The sequence below is a fragment of the Clostridium tertium genome (assembly GCF_902652255.1).
Taxonomy (GTDB): Bacteria; Bacillota; Clostridia; order Clostridiales; family Clostridiaceae; genus Clostridium; species Clostridium tertium_A.
In genome coordinates, this window is record NZ_CACRTO010000005.1 from 151,701 (window position 1) to 168,636 (window position 16,936).

The window sequence follows — 16,936 nt, forward strand, 5'->3', positions numbered from 1 at the left end:
GGATATAATTTGAGTAGCTTTATTGAATTTAATGATGTTAAAAAAGTTTATAAAATGGGGGAAGTTGATATCACAGCTTTAGCAGGAGTTTCTTTTTCGATAGAAAAAGGTGAGTTTGTAATAGTAGCTGGAGCTAGTGGTGCAGGGAAAAGTACTATTTTAAATATTTTAGGGGGAATGGATACATTATCAAGTGGTGAAATTATTGTAGATGATAATATAATAAGTAATTACTCAGAAAAGGATTTAATTTCTTATAGAAGATTTGATATTGGATTCGTTTTTCAGTTCTATAATCTAGTTCAAAACTTAACTGCTTTAGAGAATGTAGAATTAGCTACTCAAATCTGCAAGGATCCATTAGATCCAGCAGAAATATTAAAAGCAGTAGGTTTAGAAGGAAGAAAAGATAATTTTCCTGCTCAGCTATCTGGAGGAGAACAGCAACGTGTAGCTATTGCTAGAGCTTTAGCTAAGAATCCTAAATTATTATTATGCGATGAACCAACAGGAGCACTTGATTATAATACAGGAAAGGCTATACTTAAACTTCTTCAAGATACATGTAAAAAATATAATATGACTGTAGTAATAATAACACATAACTTAGCCCTAACACCTATGGGAGATAAAGTTATAAAGGTTAAAAATGGTAAGATAGAAAGCATAACATTAAATGATAATCCTCTTCCAGTAGAAAGGATTGAATGGTAAATATGAAAAATGCATTTATGAAAGATGTTCTTAAGGACATAAAAAAATCAAAAGGAAGATTCCTTTCTATATTTGCAATTATTGCCTTAGGGGTTGCTTTCTTTTCTGGAATTAAAGTTGCTCCTATAGATATGAAAAATACTGCAGATAAATATTATGATGATTATAATTTTATGGATTTAACATTATATTCAACCTTAGGTTTTACTGATGAAGATGTAGAAGAAATAGAAAAGGTCGATGGAGTGCAGGATATTTATCCAACCTATTCTTTAGATGCTATAACTATGGTAGATACATCTGATATTGTATTAAAAGTTATGGGAATGCCGTTGAATAAAGATGGTTATGTTAATCAATATAGATTAATTGAAGGTAGGTTCCCAGAAAATAAAAACGAATGTGTAGTTGAAGCAGGAAATGTTGATGATTTAAACCTTGCTATAGGAAGTAAAATTAAGCTTGAATCAGGAACTAATGAAGATTTAGGTGAAAGTTTAGAAGTCACTGAGTATGAAATTGTGGGTAAAGTACAAACACCTAATTATTTATCTTATGAAAAAGGTACATCTAATATCGGAAGTGGAAAAATTTCTAGCTTTATTGTGATTCCAAATGAAAACTTTAAATTACCAGTTTACACTGAAGTATATTTAACTATAGATAATGTGAAAGAATTAAACTCATATTCTAAAAATTATTTTAAAGAAATAGAAAAAATTAAACCATCTATCGAAATGTTAGGTAATGAAAGAGCAGATTTAAGATATGAAGAAATACTTAATGAAGCTAATAAAAAGCTTAATGAAAGTAAAGAGGAATTTGAAAAACAAAAGTTAAAAGGTCAGGAAGATCTTGATAATGCAAAAAAGCAGATAGAAGATTCAGAGGAAGCATTAAAAAACGGTGATGCTGAGATTTTAAAAAGAGAAACTGATTATAAACTTAGTATTATTCAAGCTGAAAATGAAATTGCTTTAGGTGAATATAAGATTAATGATGGTAAAGTAGCATTAGAAAGTGGTAAGAAGACTTTTGAAGATGAGAAAGTGAAGGCAGAAGAGCAAATAAATACTGCTAAAATTACTTTAAAAACTCTAGAAGATACTATGGTTAATTTAAATGCTAGAATAAAAGAAAAAGAAGATGCACTTAAAAAACCTAATATAACAGAAGCAGAAAAAAATGTAATTACTCAAGAGCTTAATGTCTTAATTAAAACAAGAGATGAATTAAATAATGGTATAACATATATAAATAATGAGATTACTTCCGGTGAGAATCAGTTGCAAAAAGCTGAAAAGGAATTAAAAGAAAGAGAACAACAATTAAAAGATGCTGAAAGAACCTTAAGAGAAAGTAAAATTAAACTTGAAGAGGGAAAAAAGGTAGCAGAAGCTCAATTTAGGGCATCCAAAGAAGAGTTAGCTAAGGGAAAAGAAGAATTAGCTAAAGGCAAAAAGGAATATGAAGCTGGAAAAGAAAAATTTGATAAAGAAATAGCTGCTGCCGAGGCTAAGTTAAACAAAGCAGAAGGAGAAATTAAAAATATACAAGAGCCTAGCTGGATAGTATTAGATAGAAATAGTCATTATTCTTATGTTGACTATAAGAATAATGCTGATAGTATAGATAAAATTGCAAAAGTATTCCCATTGTTCTTCTTCCTTGTAGCAGCCCTTGTATGTCTAACTACAATGACAAGAATGGTAGATGAACAAAGAATAAATATTGGTACTTTAAAAGCATTAGGATATTCAAAGAATAAAATTGCTTCTAAATACTTAATTTATTCATTATCAGCATCATTTTTAGGTAGTATAGTAGGTCTTATGATAGGATTTACATTATTCCCTATAGTGATCTTTGATGCATATGGAATAATGTATAATTTACCAAAGGTTCAGTTAGAATTCAATATTCCTATATCTATTTTAATAACAGTTGTTTCAATAGCAGTTACTACACTTTCAGCATTATTTGCATGTTATGCTGAACTTAAAGAATCACCTGCTAATTTAATGAGGCCAAAGGCTCCTAAAGAAGGAAAGAGGATATTGATAGAAAGAATAACTTTCATCTGGAAGAGATTAAGCTTTATAGGAAAGGTTACAGTAAGAAATATATTTAGATATAAAAAGAGATTCTTTATGACTGTATTTGGTATTGCAGGTTGTACAGCATTACTAGTAACTGGATTTGGAATTAAAGACTCTATTGAAACTATAGTAGATAAACAATTTGGAGATATCTTTAAGTATAATTTATCAATTAATATTGATAAAGACTATAGTAAGTCAGAAAAATTAGAGTTTAGTGAAGAATTGAAAGAAAATGATAAAGTTAAGGATGCTTTAATGTTACTATCAGAAAATGCTAAAATATCCACTGACAAAGGAGATAAGGACTTAAGTATAATTGTACCAGAGAACTTAAGAACAGTATCAGACTTTATTAATTTCAAAAATAGAAAATCTAAGGAAGAGCTTACACTAAGTGATAGTGGTATTATATTATCAGAAAAAGCAGCAGATTCAACTAATGTAAAAGTTGGAGATGAATTAAAGATTAAAGTAGATAACAAGGAATATTCTTTTAAGATCTCAGGTATAACTGAAAACTACACATTTAACTATGCTTATATATCTCCAAAGTATTATAAAGATATATTCAATTCTGAGCCGAATTATAACTCGCTTATAGTAAGTGCTAATGATATGGATAATCAGGAAGAGTTTTCTAAAGATATAATGGAAAATCAAATAGTTAAAGGAGTTTCATTTAATACAAGTATAAAAGAAAACTTTGATAATATAATTAAGAGTTTAAACTATGTTGTTTTAGTAATGATAGTATCTGCAGGAGCCTTAGCTTTTGTTGTACTTTATAACTTAACTAACGTGAATATAAGTGAAAGAATAAGAGAAATTGCAACTATAAAGGTTTTAGGTTTCTATGATAATGAAGTATCAGCTTACATTTATAGAGAAAATATTATATTAACCATATTTGGAGTATTATTTGGATCATTATTAGGTGTTTTACTTCATAGATTTATAATTTTCACTGTTGAAATAGATAATATGATGTTTGGCAGGAGTATTGACTTTACAAGTTTCCTATACTCAGCAATATTAACTATTCTATTTGCAATATTAGTTAATATTTCAATGTACTATAAACTAAAAAAAGTAAAGATGGTAGAATCATTAAAATCTGTAGATTAACATAGAAAAAGAGGTTGATTATTTCAGCCTCTTTTTATCATTATTCACATCTTAATTATCTGATAACTTTTAATTGTTAATGATTAATTGCTACAGTAGATACTATTTTAACATATATTCCTTTACTGTATATACTATAGAAAGAAATAAAAAAGGGAGAAACTGATGTCCTATAATGAAATATTAAAAGGGTTAAGCTTTGATAAAGAAGTTGAAAGACTTGAGAAACAGGCACTATTAGGAGTAAATAAAGAATTAAAAGTGCTAAAATCTTTAGGAGTACAAGAAAATTCATTAATTCTTGAAGTAGGAAGTGGTCCAGGTATCTATACTCAAATTATATTAGATAAATTTAAGAATTCTGAGGTTGTTTCATTAGATAATAATCAAGAGGCGTTAGAGTATGCATATAAAAATTTACATGAAAATTATAAAGAAAGAGTTAGCTTTATTAATGATAATATAATGAGATCTTCACTTCCTGATAATTATTTTGATGTTGTTATAGCAAGGTTTGTATTTCAGCATTTATCATATCCAGAAAAAGCATTAAAAGAGATTTATAGAGTATTAAAACCAGGTGGAAAAGTAATAATAATAGACGTTGATAGTGGATTATGGGGCTTAACATATCCAGACAATAAGCTAATAAACAATCTTAATAATCAATTATCAGCTTTTCAATCAAATAATAATGGCAATAGGGAAATAGGTAGAGTGATTTTAACTATGCTTAAATTACTTAAATTTAAAAATATAGATATTGAAGCTATAATAAACCATAGCGATGTATTAGGAAAAGATAATTTTAGGCATAATTTTGATATCGAAAAAGTTAAGGATAAAAGCTTATATAGTATGATGAAAAGTTATAATGACTTTTTTGATTTGAAGTATTCTTCTATTATGATTTTAAAATTAGTGTTTTATGGAGAGAAATAGTATAGATTCAAAAAGTTTAAGAAGTGGATAAAATCACTTCTTTTTGTTATAATTAAAGGATAATTACTTTTAAGGTGGATACTATGTTAAAAAATGATTTAATAAATAAATTTAAGAAAAGTACTTCTGGAAATAAAGAAGTAGCAGGAAAAAGAATAATAAATGAAGGTTTAATTACCTCTTTTGATGTTAAGGAAGATAATAATGAAATAGTTATTAATAGTAATGTTATATCTGAAAAGTATTTCAGTGAATATAATACTAAATTAACAATAGATATTGCAAGTAAAAGTATTACTTCAACATATTGCACTTGTGCAGATTATTCAAATTATGAGCTTAAGAGAAAGAATTATTGTTGTAAGCACTTATATGCAATTTTTTATAATTTCTTAATGAATATTGAAAACTATGATGATATATATAATAAGCTAGAGGGTTCTTATTATGATAATCTTAATGAAGTATCAATATTTAGATCAGATAGTAGCAATAGTGTTTTAAGTTTATTACTTGAAGAAGAAAATAAAGAAGAGATTAAAATAGAAGTTCATATTAACAAAAAAGGATATAAGAATTATTTATGTGCTGAATTTAAGATTGGACTTAAAGGATTAGCATCGAATAAATTGTATGTAATTAAGGATATAAATCAACTTTTAATATCTTATACCAATAGATTGCCTATAAGATATGGCAAAGATTTTACTTTTAATTTACGTACACAAAGATTTGGAGTTAAGGAAGATAAACTAATTAAGTTTATTCAGAAGGTGAAAGAAATAGAGAATCTATCTTCTAGATTTATAAAAAGACAGGATTCGTTTATTGATGGTAAGAATTTAATAATTCCAGAATTCCTAATTAGAGAGTTTTTCGAAACAATTTCTAAAAATAGAGTATATTTAAATGAAGGATTTTTCTATAGACCTGTTGAGGCAGAGATTGTTTTTGATAAACCTAATACCTCCTTTTCTCTTAAGGAACTTAACAATAAGTATTTATTGTCTATAGATGAGGGATTTCCAGTTGCTTTAAATAAAGAAAAAACTGTATACATTTATGGTAGTAGTATATACCTACCTGAATCAAAGTACTGTTATGAAATTTCAAAATTTATTAGTGCTTTTAATGGCAAAGAGCAACTAACATTGGATAGAAAAGATGAAGTGAAAATACTATCTAGTCTTCTACCTAAATTATATACTTTATCTCAAGATATTAAAGTTAGTAATTCTATAAAAGAGAAGATAGTCAAAGAAGATGTTGAATTCAGTTTCTATTTTGATAAGGTAAACAGTACTACTGTTTTAACCGTAAAAGTTAAGTATGGAAGTCATGAATTTAATATCTTCCATGATTATAAAAATAAAATCGTTTATAGAGATTTAAATAAAGAGTCAGAAATCTTATCCTTATTAAGGAGTTATGGGTTTGAAGCGTCAGGTGATAAATTCTATTTAATCCTAGGAGACGAATATATATTTAATTTCTTTAAAAATGATATTATCAAACTTCAAGAATTAGGGGAAGTTTATTATTCTGAGAACTTTAAAGGAATTAGAAATATAAGCACTAAAAGTATTACAGGTGAAATCAGTGCTGGAAAATACGATTATTTAGAATTTAAATTTAATATTGATAATATACCTAAAGCTGAAATCTTTGAAATACTAACTGCATTTAAGTATAATTTAAAATATTATAAACTCAAAGATGGGGAGTATCTAGATTTAGATGAAATAGAACTTAAAAGTTTCTTAAAGCTATTAGATGCTGTATCTATTGGGAATGATGAAGAAAATGATATTTTATTAATAAATAAAAATAAAGCGCTATATATAGAAAGTTTAATAAAGGATAATAACCTTAGATATATAAAAGGTAAAAAGGAGTTATCTAAAATAAGTAAAAAGTTCAAGGAAATTAAAAAACTTTCCTTTAAAGAACCGTTATCTTTATTAGCAGAACTAAGACCTTACCAAAAAGAAGGCTTTAATTGGCTTAAGACCCTTGATTATTTAGGGTTTGGTGGAATTCTTGGTGATGAAATGGGTCTTGGAAAAACTATTCAAGCCATTACATTTATACTATCCTCTCTTCCTTCAAAAACTTTAATTGTAGCCCCAACGTCATTAATATATAACTGGGGTAATGAAATAAAGAAGTTTGCCCCAACATTAAAATATGCTGTAATTAATGGTTCAAAAGAAGATAGGATTAAGATATTAGAAGAAGTTGATAAATTTGATGTTATAATTACAACTTATAACTTACTAAAAAGAGATTTAGATATATATAAGGAGATAAATTTTGATTATTTCTTTATAGATGAAGCTCAAAATATAAAAAATAGTAATTCTCAAAACTCTCATTCTGTAAAAGAAGTTAAGGCTAATAGGAAATTTGCTTTAACAGGTACACCTATAGAAAACTCATTAATGGAACTATGGTCTATTTTTGATTTTATTATGCCTGGATACTTATTTGAGGAAAAAGACTTTAGTGTTAGATATCATAAGAAACTAAAAGAATCAAAAGAAGTATTAGAAGAATTAAATAAACTAATTTCACCATTTATACTAAGAAGATATAAAAAGGATGTAATAAAAGAGCTTCCATTAAAAATAGAAAAGAAATTAGTAGTATCTATGTCAAAAGATCAGGAAAAGGCTTATGGAATATATTCAGATTATGTTAAGAAATTAATTGAGAAAAAAGTAATGGAGGATGATTTAAAAAATAGTAAGATAGAGATTCTTTCTTATATTACAAAGCTTAGACAATTATCATTAGATCCATCAGTTGTTATAAATGATTATAAAGGTGACAGTGGAAAGATAGAAGCACTTATTGAAATATTAAAACAAGGAATAGATGAAGGGCATAAAATATTAGTATTTTCTCAGTTTACTTCTGTATTAAAGAATATAGGTGTAAAACTGAAAGGTGCTGAAATATCATTTAATTATTTAGATGGGAGTGTACCTTCACAAGATAGAATTGAACTAATAGATGATTTTAATAATAGTGATAAACCGGTATTCTTAATAAGTCTTAAAGCTGGAGGAACAGGTTTAAACTTAACTTCAGCAGATATAGTTATACATTTTGATCCTTGGTGGAATCCTGCTGTAGAAGATCAAGCTACAGATAGAGCTCACAGATTTGGACAAAAAAATGTAGTTGAAGTAATTAAACTTATATCTAAAGATACTATAGAAGAAAAAATAGTTGAATTACAAGAAGAAAAGAGAAAGCTTATAGCCAATATACTAGATAATGAAGGAGAAGTAAGTAATATTAATTCATTAACTGATGAAGATATAATAAACTTATTTTCAAATTATAATTAATACTTAAAGGTGAAAGTTTTTTATAGTATAATAAAACTGAATAAATTGAGGCTGTCATGAAGGCAGCCCTTTATTAGATTTATTATATTTACGATTATATAGATTTTTAAAATTTAATTTTGTGAGGTATTTATATGTTAACTCCAATGATGAGACAATATTTTGAAATAAAAGAAAATTATAAGGACTGTATCCTATTCTTTAGACTAGGAGACTTTTATGAAATGTTCTTTGAAGATGCTAAAATTGCATCTAGAGAACTTGAGCTAGTTTTAACAGGTAGAGATTGTGGCTTAGAAGAAAGAGCACCTATGTGTGGTATTCCATTTCATGCTGCCTCTTCTTATATAGCAAGACTTGTTAATAAAGGTTATAAAGTTGCTATAGGTGAACAAGTAGAAGATCCTGCAGTAGCTAAAGGTATAGTTAAAAGAGATGTAATAAAGGTTATTACGCCTGGTACTTTTGTAGAAGCTTCTGAAGACAGTGAATACAAAAATACATATTTAATGTGCATAATTGAAGATGAAGATAAGTATGCTGTTTCTATTACAGATATATCTACAGGTGAATTTAAGACAACATCTTTTAACAATAGCATGGCAACTTTATTTGATGAAATTACAAAAGTTTCACCGAAAGAAATAATTATTGATGAAACTATTAGCGAGGAACTTTTAAAAGAAATACAATCTATATCACAAGCCTTAATAACTAAGAGGAATTTCAACAATGAAATATGTAGTGAAGAGGAACTAATAGAGCAATTTTCTGATGTATGTGTATCAAACTTAGATGATTCTTCTAAAAAAGCATCTATGGCTTTATTAAAGTATATATTTGATACTCAAAAAATGAATTTAACTAATATTAACTTACTAGAATACTATGACATAATAAACTATATGACTATTGATGGTAATTCAAGAAGAAACTTAGAACTTACTGAAAGTTTAAAAGAAAAATCTAAAAGAGGTAGCTTAATTTGGGTATTAGATAAAACTTCTACATCTATGGGGGGAAGAGCCATAAGAAAATGGATAGAAGAACCTCTTATAATTAAAAGAGAAATAGAGAAACGTTTGAATGGTGTTGAAGAGTTATTTGAAAAAAACTATTTTAATGAAGATTTAAGACTTTTACTAAAAGAGATATATGATATAGAAAGAATAGTAGGGAAAATATCTAATAAAAATGCTAGTGCTAAAGATTTAGTATCATTAAGACACTCTATCTCTAAGATACCTGGAATAAAAAATCACTTATCAGAGGCTAATTCAGAACTATTAAAGGAATGGTTTAATTCAATAGATGAACTAAAAGATATTAAAGAATTATTAGATAAGGCTATATTAGATGATCCTTCTTTATCAATTAAAGAGGGAAACATTATAAGAGATGGCTACAATGAAGAGGTTGATAGTTTAAGAACTGCAAAATTACATGGAAAAGAGTGGATTGCAGCTTTAGAGAATAGAGAAAGAGACTTTACTGGTATTCGATCATTAAAGGTTGGTTATAATAAAGTATTTGGATACTATATAGAAATTTCTAAGGCTAACTATTCTTCTATTCCTGAAGGTAGATATATAAGAAAGCAAACTTTAGCAAATGCTGAAAGGTTTATTACTCAAGAACTTAAAGAAATGGAAGATAAGATTTTAGGAGCTGAAGAGAAGCTAATTACCCTAGAATATAATTTATTTATAGAAATTAGAGATGCAATAGAAAAAGAAATTCCAAGGCTTAAGAAAAGTGCTAGAATAATCGGAGACTTAGATGCATTATCTACTCTTGCGATAGTAGCCTTAGAAAATAACTATGTAAAACCTGTTATTAATGAAAGTGGAGTTATAGATATAAAAAATGGAAGACACCCAGTAGTAGAAAAGGTTATTGGAAATGGTGAGTTTGTATCTAATGATACATTAGTAAATCAAGATGAAAATAGATTATTATTAATTACTGGGCCAAATATGGCTGGTAAGTCAACGTATATGAGGCAAGTTGCTTTAATCACATTAATGGCTCAAGTTGGTTCTTTCGTACCAGCTACATCTGCTAATATTTCTATTTGCGATAAGATTTTTACTAGAATAGGAGCTTCTGACGATTTAGCAGGCGGTAAGTCTACATTTATGGTTGAAATGTGGGAAGTTTCTAATATTTTAAAGAATGCTACTAATAAGAGTTTAGTCTTATTAGACGAAGTAGGTAGAGGAACTTCCACTTATGATGGTTTAAGTATAGCTTGGTCAGTTATAGAATATATTTCAACAAATAACAATTTAAAATGTAAGACTTTATTTGCAACACATTATCATGAATTAACAAAGCTAGAAGGTACTTTAGAAGGAGTTAAGAACTATTCTGTTGCAGTAAGCGAAATGGATGATAATATTATATTCTTAAGAAAGATAGTAGAAGGTGGTGCTGATCAATCTTATGGTATAGAGGTTGCTAAGCTTGCAGGATTACCTAATGAAGTCATAAATCGTGCTAAGGAAATTCTATTATCATTAGAGGATACAAATAATAGCATAGACAAAGAAGAGACTATAAAAGAAAGTATTGAAGTAAAGAATACTAATAAAGAAAAGATAAATAGCGAAATCAATGATAATAACCATAAATTAGAAACTAAGAGTCAAGAGAAGAATAATAAGGTTAAAGAAGATAACTACCAATTAGATTTTACTATGATAGAAAAAGAAAATTTACTTGATTCTATAGCTAATATAGACGTTATGGCATTAACTCCAATGGATGCAATGAATACCTTATATAAACTAACTATAGAAGCTAAGAAGCTAAAGTAACTAAAAGGGTGAGTATATGAAGAGAATTAATATATTAGATGAGCATACTTCTAATAAGATTGCAGCTGGAGAAGTAGTTGAAAGACCTTCTTCAGTTGTTAAGGAATTAATGGAAAATTCCATAGATGCAGAAGCTAAAAACATCACTATAGAAATAGAAGAAGGTGGATGCTCATTAATTAGAATTATTGATGATGGAAATGGAATTCATAGAGATGATATTAAAAAAGCATTTATGCCTCATGCTACTTCAAAGATAAAAGATGTTGATGATATATATTCAATCATGACATTAGGTTTTAGAGGAGAAGCATTGGCTTCTATTGCCGCAATATCAAAGGTGAATTTAAAAAGTAAAACAGCTGAAGACGAATTTGGTTCTGAAATAGACATTGAGGGTGGAGAAATACTATCTTTAAAAGATATAGGGTGTAATAAAGGTACTATTATGGAAGTTAGAGATCTATTTTATAATGTACCTGCAAGAAAGAAGTTCTTAAAGTCAATTTCAAGAGAGGGTTCTTTAATAGGTGATATTATTAATAGAATTGCATTATCTAATCCGGATATATCAATTAAGTTCTATAATAATGGTAAGAAGGTTTTACATAGTTACGGTACTGGTAATCTTAAAGATGTAATAAGAACTATATATGGTAAAACTATTAGTGAAAATATCATATATTTTGAAAGTAAAGAAGAAGATATATCTTTATATGGATATATAGGAAAAGAAGAGATTTCAAGGGGATCTAGGAATAATCAAAGCATTTTTGTTAATGGTAGATACATTAAAAATAAAACTATAGTAGCTGCTATGGAAAATGCATTTAAGTCCTTTGCTACAGTTAATAAGTTTCCTTTCTTCGTTTTATTCTTAGAAGTATATCCTGAATTTGTAGATGTTAATATTCATCCTACAAAAGCTGAAATAAAATTCAAAGATGATAGGATAATTTTTAAAAAGATATTTGATTTAGTCCATAAAGCTTTTAAACTAGAAGTCTTTAATGATTTTTATATACCAGAAGAGGAAAGAGAAGATGTAGAGGAAGTTAATAAAACTGACGAAGTTGAAAATATATCTTTTAATATGGAAGTAGTAACAAGAGAAGAGGAAATTTATAGAGAACCAATTTTAAACAAGGATTTAGATAATCTTTCTTATGAAGATATAAAAAAGGAAGAGGAAATATATGAAGCTCTTAAGAATAACAATGTAATTTATAATAACAATAATAATTTAAATAAAGAAGTTCATTCAGTAGTAGAAGAAGAAAAAGAGCCATTAAATAATAATACTAATAGAAATGCTAAATTCCCAGCATTAAAAATAATAGGTCAATTTAACAAAACATATATATTAGCTGAATATGAAGAAGTACTATATATAATAGATCAGCATGCTGCTCATGAAAAAATATTATTTGAAAAGTATTTAAGAAATATTGAAGATGGTGATATTGTAGTTCAACCTTTATTGGTACCTACTTTAATCGACTTAACGACTGATGATTACTGTTATTTTGAAGAAAATATAGATATTTTTATTAAGGCAGGATTTATTACAGAAAAATTTGGTGGTAATACTATAGCTATTAAGGAAGTACCATATTTTTTAGGTAAATTGGATGCTAGAAATTTATTTATAAATATATTAGATAATATTAAATCCTTAGGTAGTGGTAAAACAACAGAAGTAAAATATAATAGAATAGCAACTTTAGCTTGTAAAGCTGCAGTTAAGGCTAATGATTATTTAAATGAAGTTGAGATGGAAAGATTGATAAGTGATTTAAGATATATAGAAGACCCATTCCATTGCCCTCATGGTAGACCTGTAATAATTAAATTTACGAACTATGAGCTAGATAAAAAATTCAGAAGAATAGTTTAAAGGAGAAGTAATGAAGAAAAAAATACTAATTATTGCAGGACCAACTGCTGTAGGAAAAACAAGTTTATCTATTAAACTTGCAAAAGCATTAAATGGAGAGATAGTATCAACAGATTCTATGCAAATTTATAAGTATATGGATATAGGCTCTGCTAAAATAACTAAAGAGGAAATGGAAGGTATTGTACATCATATGATAGATGTAGTTGATCCTAAAGAATCATTTTCTGTTGCTGATTATAAAGAGAAGGCTTCTAAAGTTATAGATGATATTTTATCTAGAAATAAACTACCTATATTAGTAGGGGGAACAGGACTTTATATAAATGCATTAACCTGTAATATGAATTTTACTGAAGCTGATAAAGATATAGAGTATAGAAAAGAACTTGAGAATTTAGCTGAAGAAAAGGGGAATGAATTTATTCATAATATGCTAAAGGATATAGATCCAGTTAGTTATAATGAAATTCATTTCAATAATAGAAAAAGAGTAATTAGAGCCTTAGAAGTTTACAAATTAACTAAAAAACCATTTAGCTCTTATAACTTAGGAGATGACATTTATAATGGTCCATATGAAACAAATTATTATGTTTTAGATATGAATAGAGAAGTTTTATATGATAGAATTAACTTAAGGGTAGATATTATGATGGAGAATGGGTTACTTGAAGAGTGCATAAAACTTAAAGAAATGGGGTATAATTCTTCTATGCAGTCAATGCAAGGTATAGGATATAAAGAGATTCTTTATTATCTAGATAATAAAATAAGCTTAAATGAAGCTATTGAAATGATTAAAAAGGGATCTAGAAACTATGCTAAAAGACAATTGACTTGGTTCAGAAGAGATCCAAGAGCTATATTTATTAATAAAGATAACAAAAATGAAGAGGAAATATTTAATAAAATAGTATTGGATTATAAGAAATAGGTATTATGATTTATGGAGGTAACTATGAATAAACAACCAAACAACTTGCAAGACATTTTCTTAAACGGTGCTAGAAAAAGCAGGATATCAGTAATTATTTACCTAACTAATGGATTTCAATTAAAAGGTTATGTAAAAGGTTTTGATAGTTTTACAGTGGTATTAGATAGTGATGGTAAACAAATGTTAGTTTACAAGCATGCTATTACTACAATAACTCCAGCTAAACCAATTTTATTTTCTAATGAAGAAGAGTAGGCATTTTGCCTACTTTTTTTGTAAAATAATAAGCTTTTATTTTAAATTATTAGTAAATATGTTATTATAGATTCTATAAATGCTATTGCAAATAAGAAGGGAGAGAAGCATAGTTTCTATGCAACTTAAATTATGTTAAAGCTAACTGAAGAAATGATGATTAAAGAATTTAAATTTACAGAGAAGACTTTTGAGCTATATAATAAGGCTTTAAAAGATGTTGAAGAGGTATTTAATACTTATGATGAAATTAGAGAGTATAATCAGTTAAAAGTATTAAAGGCTTTTCAAGAAGAAAGAATTAGCGAGTCACATTTTACTAACTCATCAGGTTATGGATATGATGATATAGGAAGAGACTCTCTAGACAAGGTATATGCAAGAATTTTCAAAACAGAAAGTGCACTAGTAAGACCGCATTTTGTTAATGGAACTCATGCTATTGGTTGTGCCTTAATGGGTAACTTAAGAACAGGTGATACAATGGTATGTATTTCTGGAGCACCATACGATACATTGCATAATATCATAGGTATTAGTGGTAAAGAAAACATAGGCTCACTTAGAGAATATGGTGTTAATTATAAACAAATAGATTTAAAAGATGGATTTTTTGATTTTGATAAAATAGAAGAGGTATTAAAAGAAGACAAAACAGTAAAACTTGTACATATCCAAAGAAGTACAGGATATGGATGGAGAAATTCATTTTTAGTTTCTGATTTAGAAAAAGTAATATCTTTTGTTAAAGGAATTAGAAGTGATGTAGTAGTATTTGTAGACAATTGCTACGGAGAATTCATAGATACAATTGAGCCTACAGAAGTGGGAGCAGATTTAATTGCAGGTTCATTAATAAAGAATATAGGTGGAGGAATAGCTCCAACAGGTGGTTATATAGCTGGTACTGAAGAGTGTGTTACACAAGCATCATATAGGCTTACTACTCCAGGAATAGGAGGAGAGTGTGGATCTACTTTTGGTGTTATGAGACAATTCTATCAGGGATTATTCTTAGCTCCACATATAGCTATGGAAGCTGTAAAAGGTGCTGTATTCTGTTCTAGAATAATGGAACTAGCAGGCTTTGAAGTTCTTCCTAAATATAATGAGAAAAGAAGTGACATAATACAAGCTATTAAATTTGGTAATAAAGAAAACTTAATCAAATTCTGTAAGGGTATTCAAAAAGGATCACCTATAGATTCCTTCGTAGAATGTGAAGCTTGGGCTATGCCTGGATACAATGATGAAGTTATAATGGCAGCTGGGGCATTTATTCAAGGGTCATCAATTGAGCTATCAGCAGATGCGCCAATAAGAGAACCTTATATAGCATATCTTCAAGGTGGACTTACTTTTGATCATGCTAAGATAGGAATACTAATAGCTTTAAATAATATTTTGAATCAATAAAAGTAATAGAGCTGCCTTATGGCAGCCTATTATTTTTCTATAATAATATTATTTAAGTCTAACTTAATGCTATTGCCTTTAAAATTATGTTTTAAAATATTAATAATGTAAATTAAATCTTTTATTGAGATAATAGCAGTAGCAGAAGCGATAAGGTATAGATAAAAATTAAACTCTAAAAAATAACTTAAAATAGTTGGAACCAATATTAATAGTAAAAAAGGTATTAATATTGATAGCAAATATCTTATTTTAGGAACTGAACTTTTTGTAATAATAGTTGAGTCAAATGTTAAAATATTCAATGCAATCACAATCTCATCCTTTGAAAATACATTTGGTAATAAAAATGATTTTATAATAGAGTATGGCAGATCTATAATATAGTATAATGGAATTAGTAGTATCAAGAATTTCACTCCAACCTTAATAAAGTTATCTCCGAAAAAGAATAAACTATAGCCTAATCCAAATGCATAAAGAACGGCTACAACTACTTTAAAGATTAGTATATTTCTTGATGATTTTTCTTTCTTAATTACAGCAAACTCTTTATTATCATTAATTTCAGGTTTATCAGATTCGTTATTAAATTGATTTTCTTTTTTTATTATAGAAATCTTCAATTTATAAACCTCCTTACATATAAAAAAATAAGAGCCATACATAATTATTGTATGACTCTTAAAATTTAATATGCTCTAAATAAACCTACTAATTTGCCAAGTATTAGGCAATTTTCAACAATGATAGGAGATAAGGTATCATTTTCAGGTTGTAGTCTTATATGATCCTTTTCTTTATAGAATGTTTTAATGGTGGCTTCATTTTCAATTAAAGCAACAACAATATCTCCATTTTTTGCAGTTTGAGCTTTCTCGATAATTGCATAATCTCCATCGTTTATACCTGCATTTATCATACTATTACCAGTTACCTTTAACATAAAAAGCTCTTCATTGTGACTTATATAATCTATTGGAAGTGGGAAAGTATCTTCAATATTTTCTGTAGCTAATATTGGTTCCCCAGCAGTTACTTTTCCTATTATAGGGATATTTAACATTTCTTTTTTAGATCCTGACATTTCCATTATTTCTAAAGCTCTTGGTTTAGTTGGATCTCTTTTAATTAGGCCTTTTTTCTCTAATCTTTTTAGATGACCATGGACAGTAGATGTAGATCTTAAATTAACTGCCTCACAAATTTCTCTTACTGATGGTGGGTATCCTTTGTTTTCTGTGTACACCTTTAAGAATTCATATATTTCTCGTTGCTTATCTCTCAATTCCATCATCAAACACCTCACTTTATTTAATTTATTATAACATAATATAAATAAAATATCAAACTTATGTTCTTTAAATAGA

The 16,936-nt window shown here is 27.6% G+C and carries 11 protein-coding genes; 9 read left to right on the plus strand and 2 right to left on the minus strand.

The annotated features are described in order from the left end of the window. Positions 1-9: 9 nt before the first annotated feature. From GPX08_RS00680 to GPX08_RS00720, 9 genes are all read left to right on the plus strand, one after another. A complete protein-coding gene (locus tag GPX08_RS00680; RefSeq protein WP_156624399.1) occupies positions 10-714 on the plus strand; it encodes an ATP-binding cassette domain-containing protein in 705 nt (234 codons plus the stop codon). Further along, complete coding sequence (locus tag GPX08_RS00685) at positions 708-3,941, plus strand: FtsX-like permease family protein (protein ID WP_156624401.1); 3,234 nt, start codon at positions 708-710, stop codon at positions 3,939-3,941. The genes GPX08_RS00680 and GPX08_RS00685 overlap by 7 nt, the downstream gene beginning before the upstream one ends. 165 nt (positions 3,942-4,106) lie before the next feature. Further along, complete coding sequence (locus tag GPX08_RS00690) at positions 4,107-4,883, plus strand: methyltransferase domain-containing protein (protein WP_156624402.1); 777 nt, start codon at positions 4,107-4,109, stop codon at positions 4,881-4,883. Positions 4,884-4,966: 83 nt separating this feature from the next. Beyond that, complete coding sequence (locus GPX08_RS00695) at positions 4,967-8,239, plus strand: ATP-dependent helicase (RefSeq protein ID WP_156624404.1); 3,273 nt, start codon at positions 4,967-4,969, stop codon at positions 8,237-8,239. A gap of 134 nt (positions 8,240-8,373) precedes the next feature. Then, positions 8,374-11,058: a DNA mismatch repair protein MutS gene (gene mutS, locus GPX08_RS00700; protein ID WP_156624406.1), complete on the plus strand. Its 2,685-nt coding sequence runs from the start codon at positions 8,374-8,376 to the stop codon at positions 11,056-11,058. A 16-nt stretch (positions 11,059-11,074) separates the two neighbouring features. After that, positions 11,075-12,955 (plus strand): DNA mismatch repair endonuclease MutL, encoded by a 1,881-nt coding sequence (mutL, locus tag GPX08_RS00705; RefSeq protein WP_156624408.1) that lies wholly within the window; start codon positions 11,075-11,077, stop codon positions 12,953-12,955. Positions 12,956-12,965: 10 nt separating this feature from the next. Continuing rightward, a complete protein-coding gene (gene miaA / locus GPX08_RS00710; RefSeq protein ID WP_156624410.1) occupies positions 12,966-13,892 on the plus strand; it encodes a tRNA (adenosine(37)-N6)-dimethylallyltransferase MiaA in 927 nt (308 codons plus the stop codon). A 24-nt stretch (positions 13,893-13,916) separates the two neighbouring features. Next, the gene (gene hfq, locus GPX08_RS00715) at positions 13,917-14,150 is read left to right on the plus strand and encodes an RNA chaperone Hfq (RefSeq protein WP_156624412.1); all 234 of its coding nucleotides are present in this window, start codon (positions 13,917-13,919) and stop codon (positions 14,148-14,150) included. Positions 14,151-14,282: 132 nt separating this feature from the next. After that, on the plus strand, positions 14,283-15,566 hold the full coding sequence (locus tag GPX08_RS00720) for a hypothetical protein (protein ID WP_156624414.1): 1,284 nt from the start codon (positions 14,283-14,285) through the stop codon (positions 15,564-15,566). 29 nt (positions 15,567-15,595) lie between these two features. Here the strand turns inward: GPX08_RS00720 and GPX08_RS00725 are convergent, their stop codons facing one another. Together GPX08_RS00725 and lexA are read right to left on the minus strand one after the other, a co-directional pair. Further along, positions 15,596-16,192 (minus strand): hypothetical protein, encoded by a 597-nt coding sequence (locus GPX08_RS00725; protein ID WP_156624416.1) that lies wholly within the window; start codon positions 16,190-16,192, stop codon positions 15,596-15,598. Between the two features lie 65 nt (positions 16,193-16,257). Next, on the minus strand, positions 16,258-16,863 hold the full coding sequence (gene lexA, locus GPX08_RS00730) for a transcriptional repressor LexA (protein ID WP_156624417.1): 606 nt from the start codon (positions 16,861-16,863) through the stop codon (positions 16,258-16,260). Between the last annotated feature and the right edge of the window lie 73 nt (positions 16,864-16,936).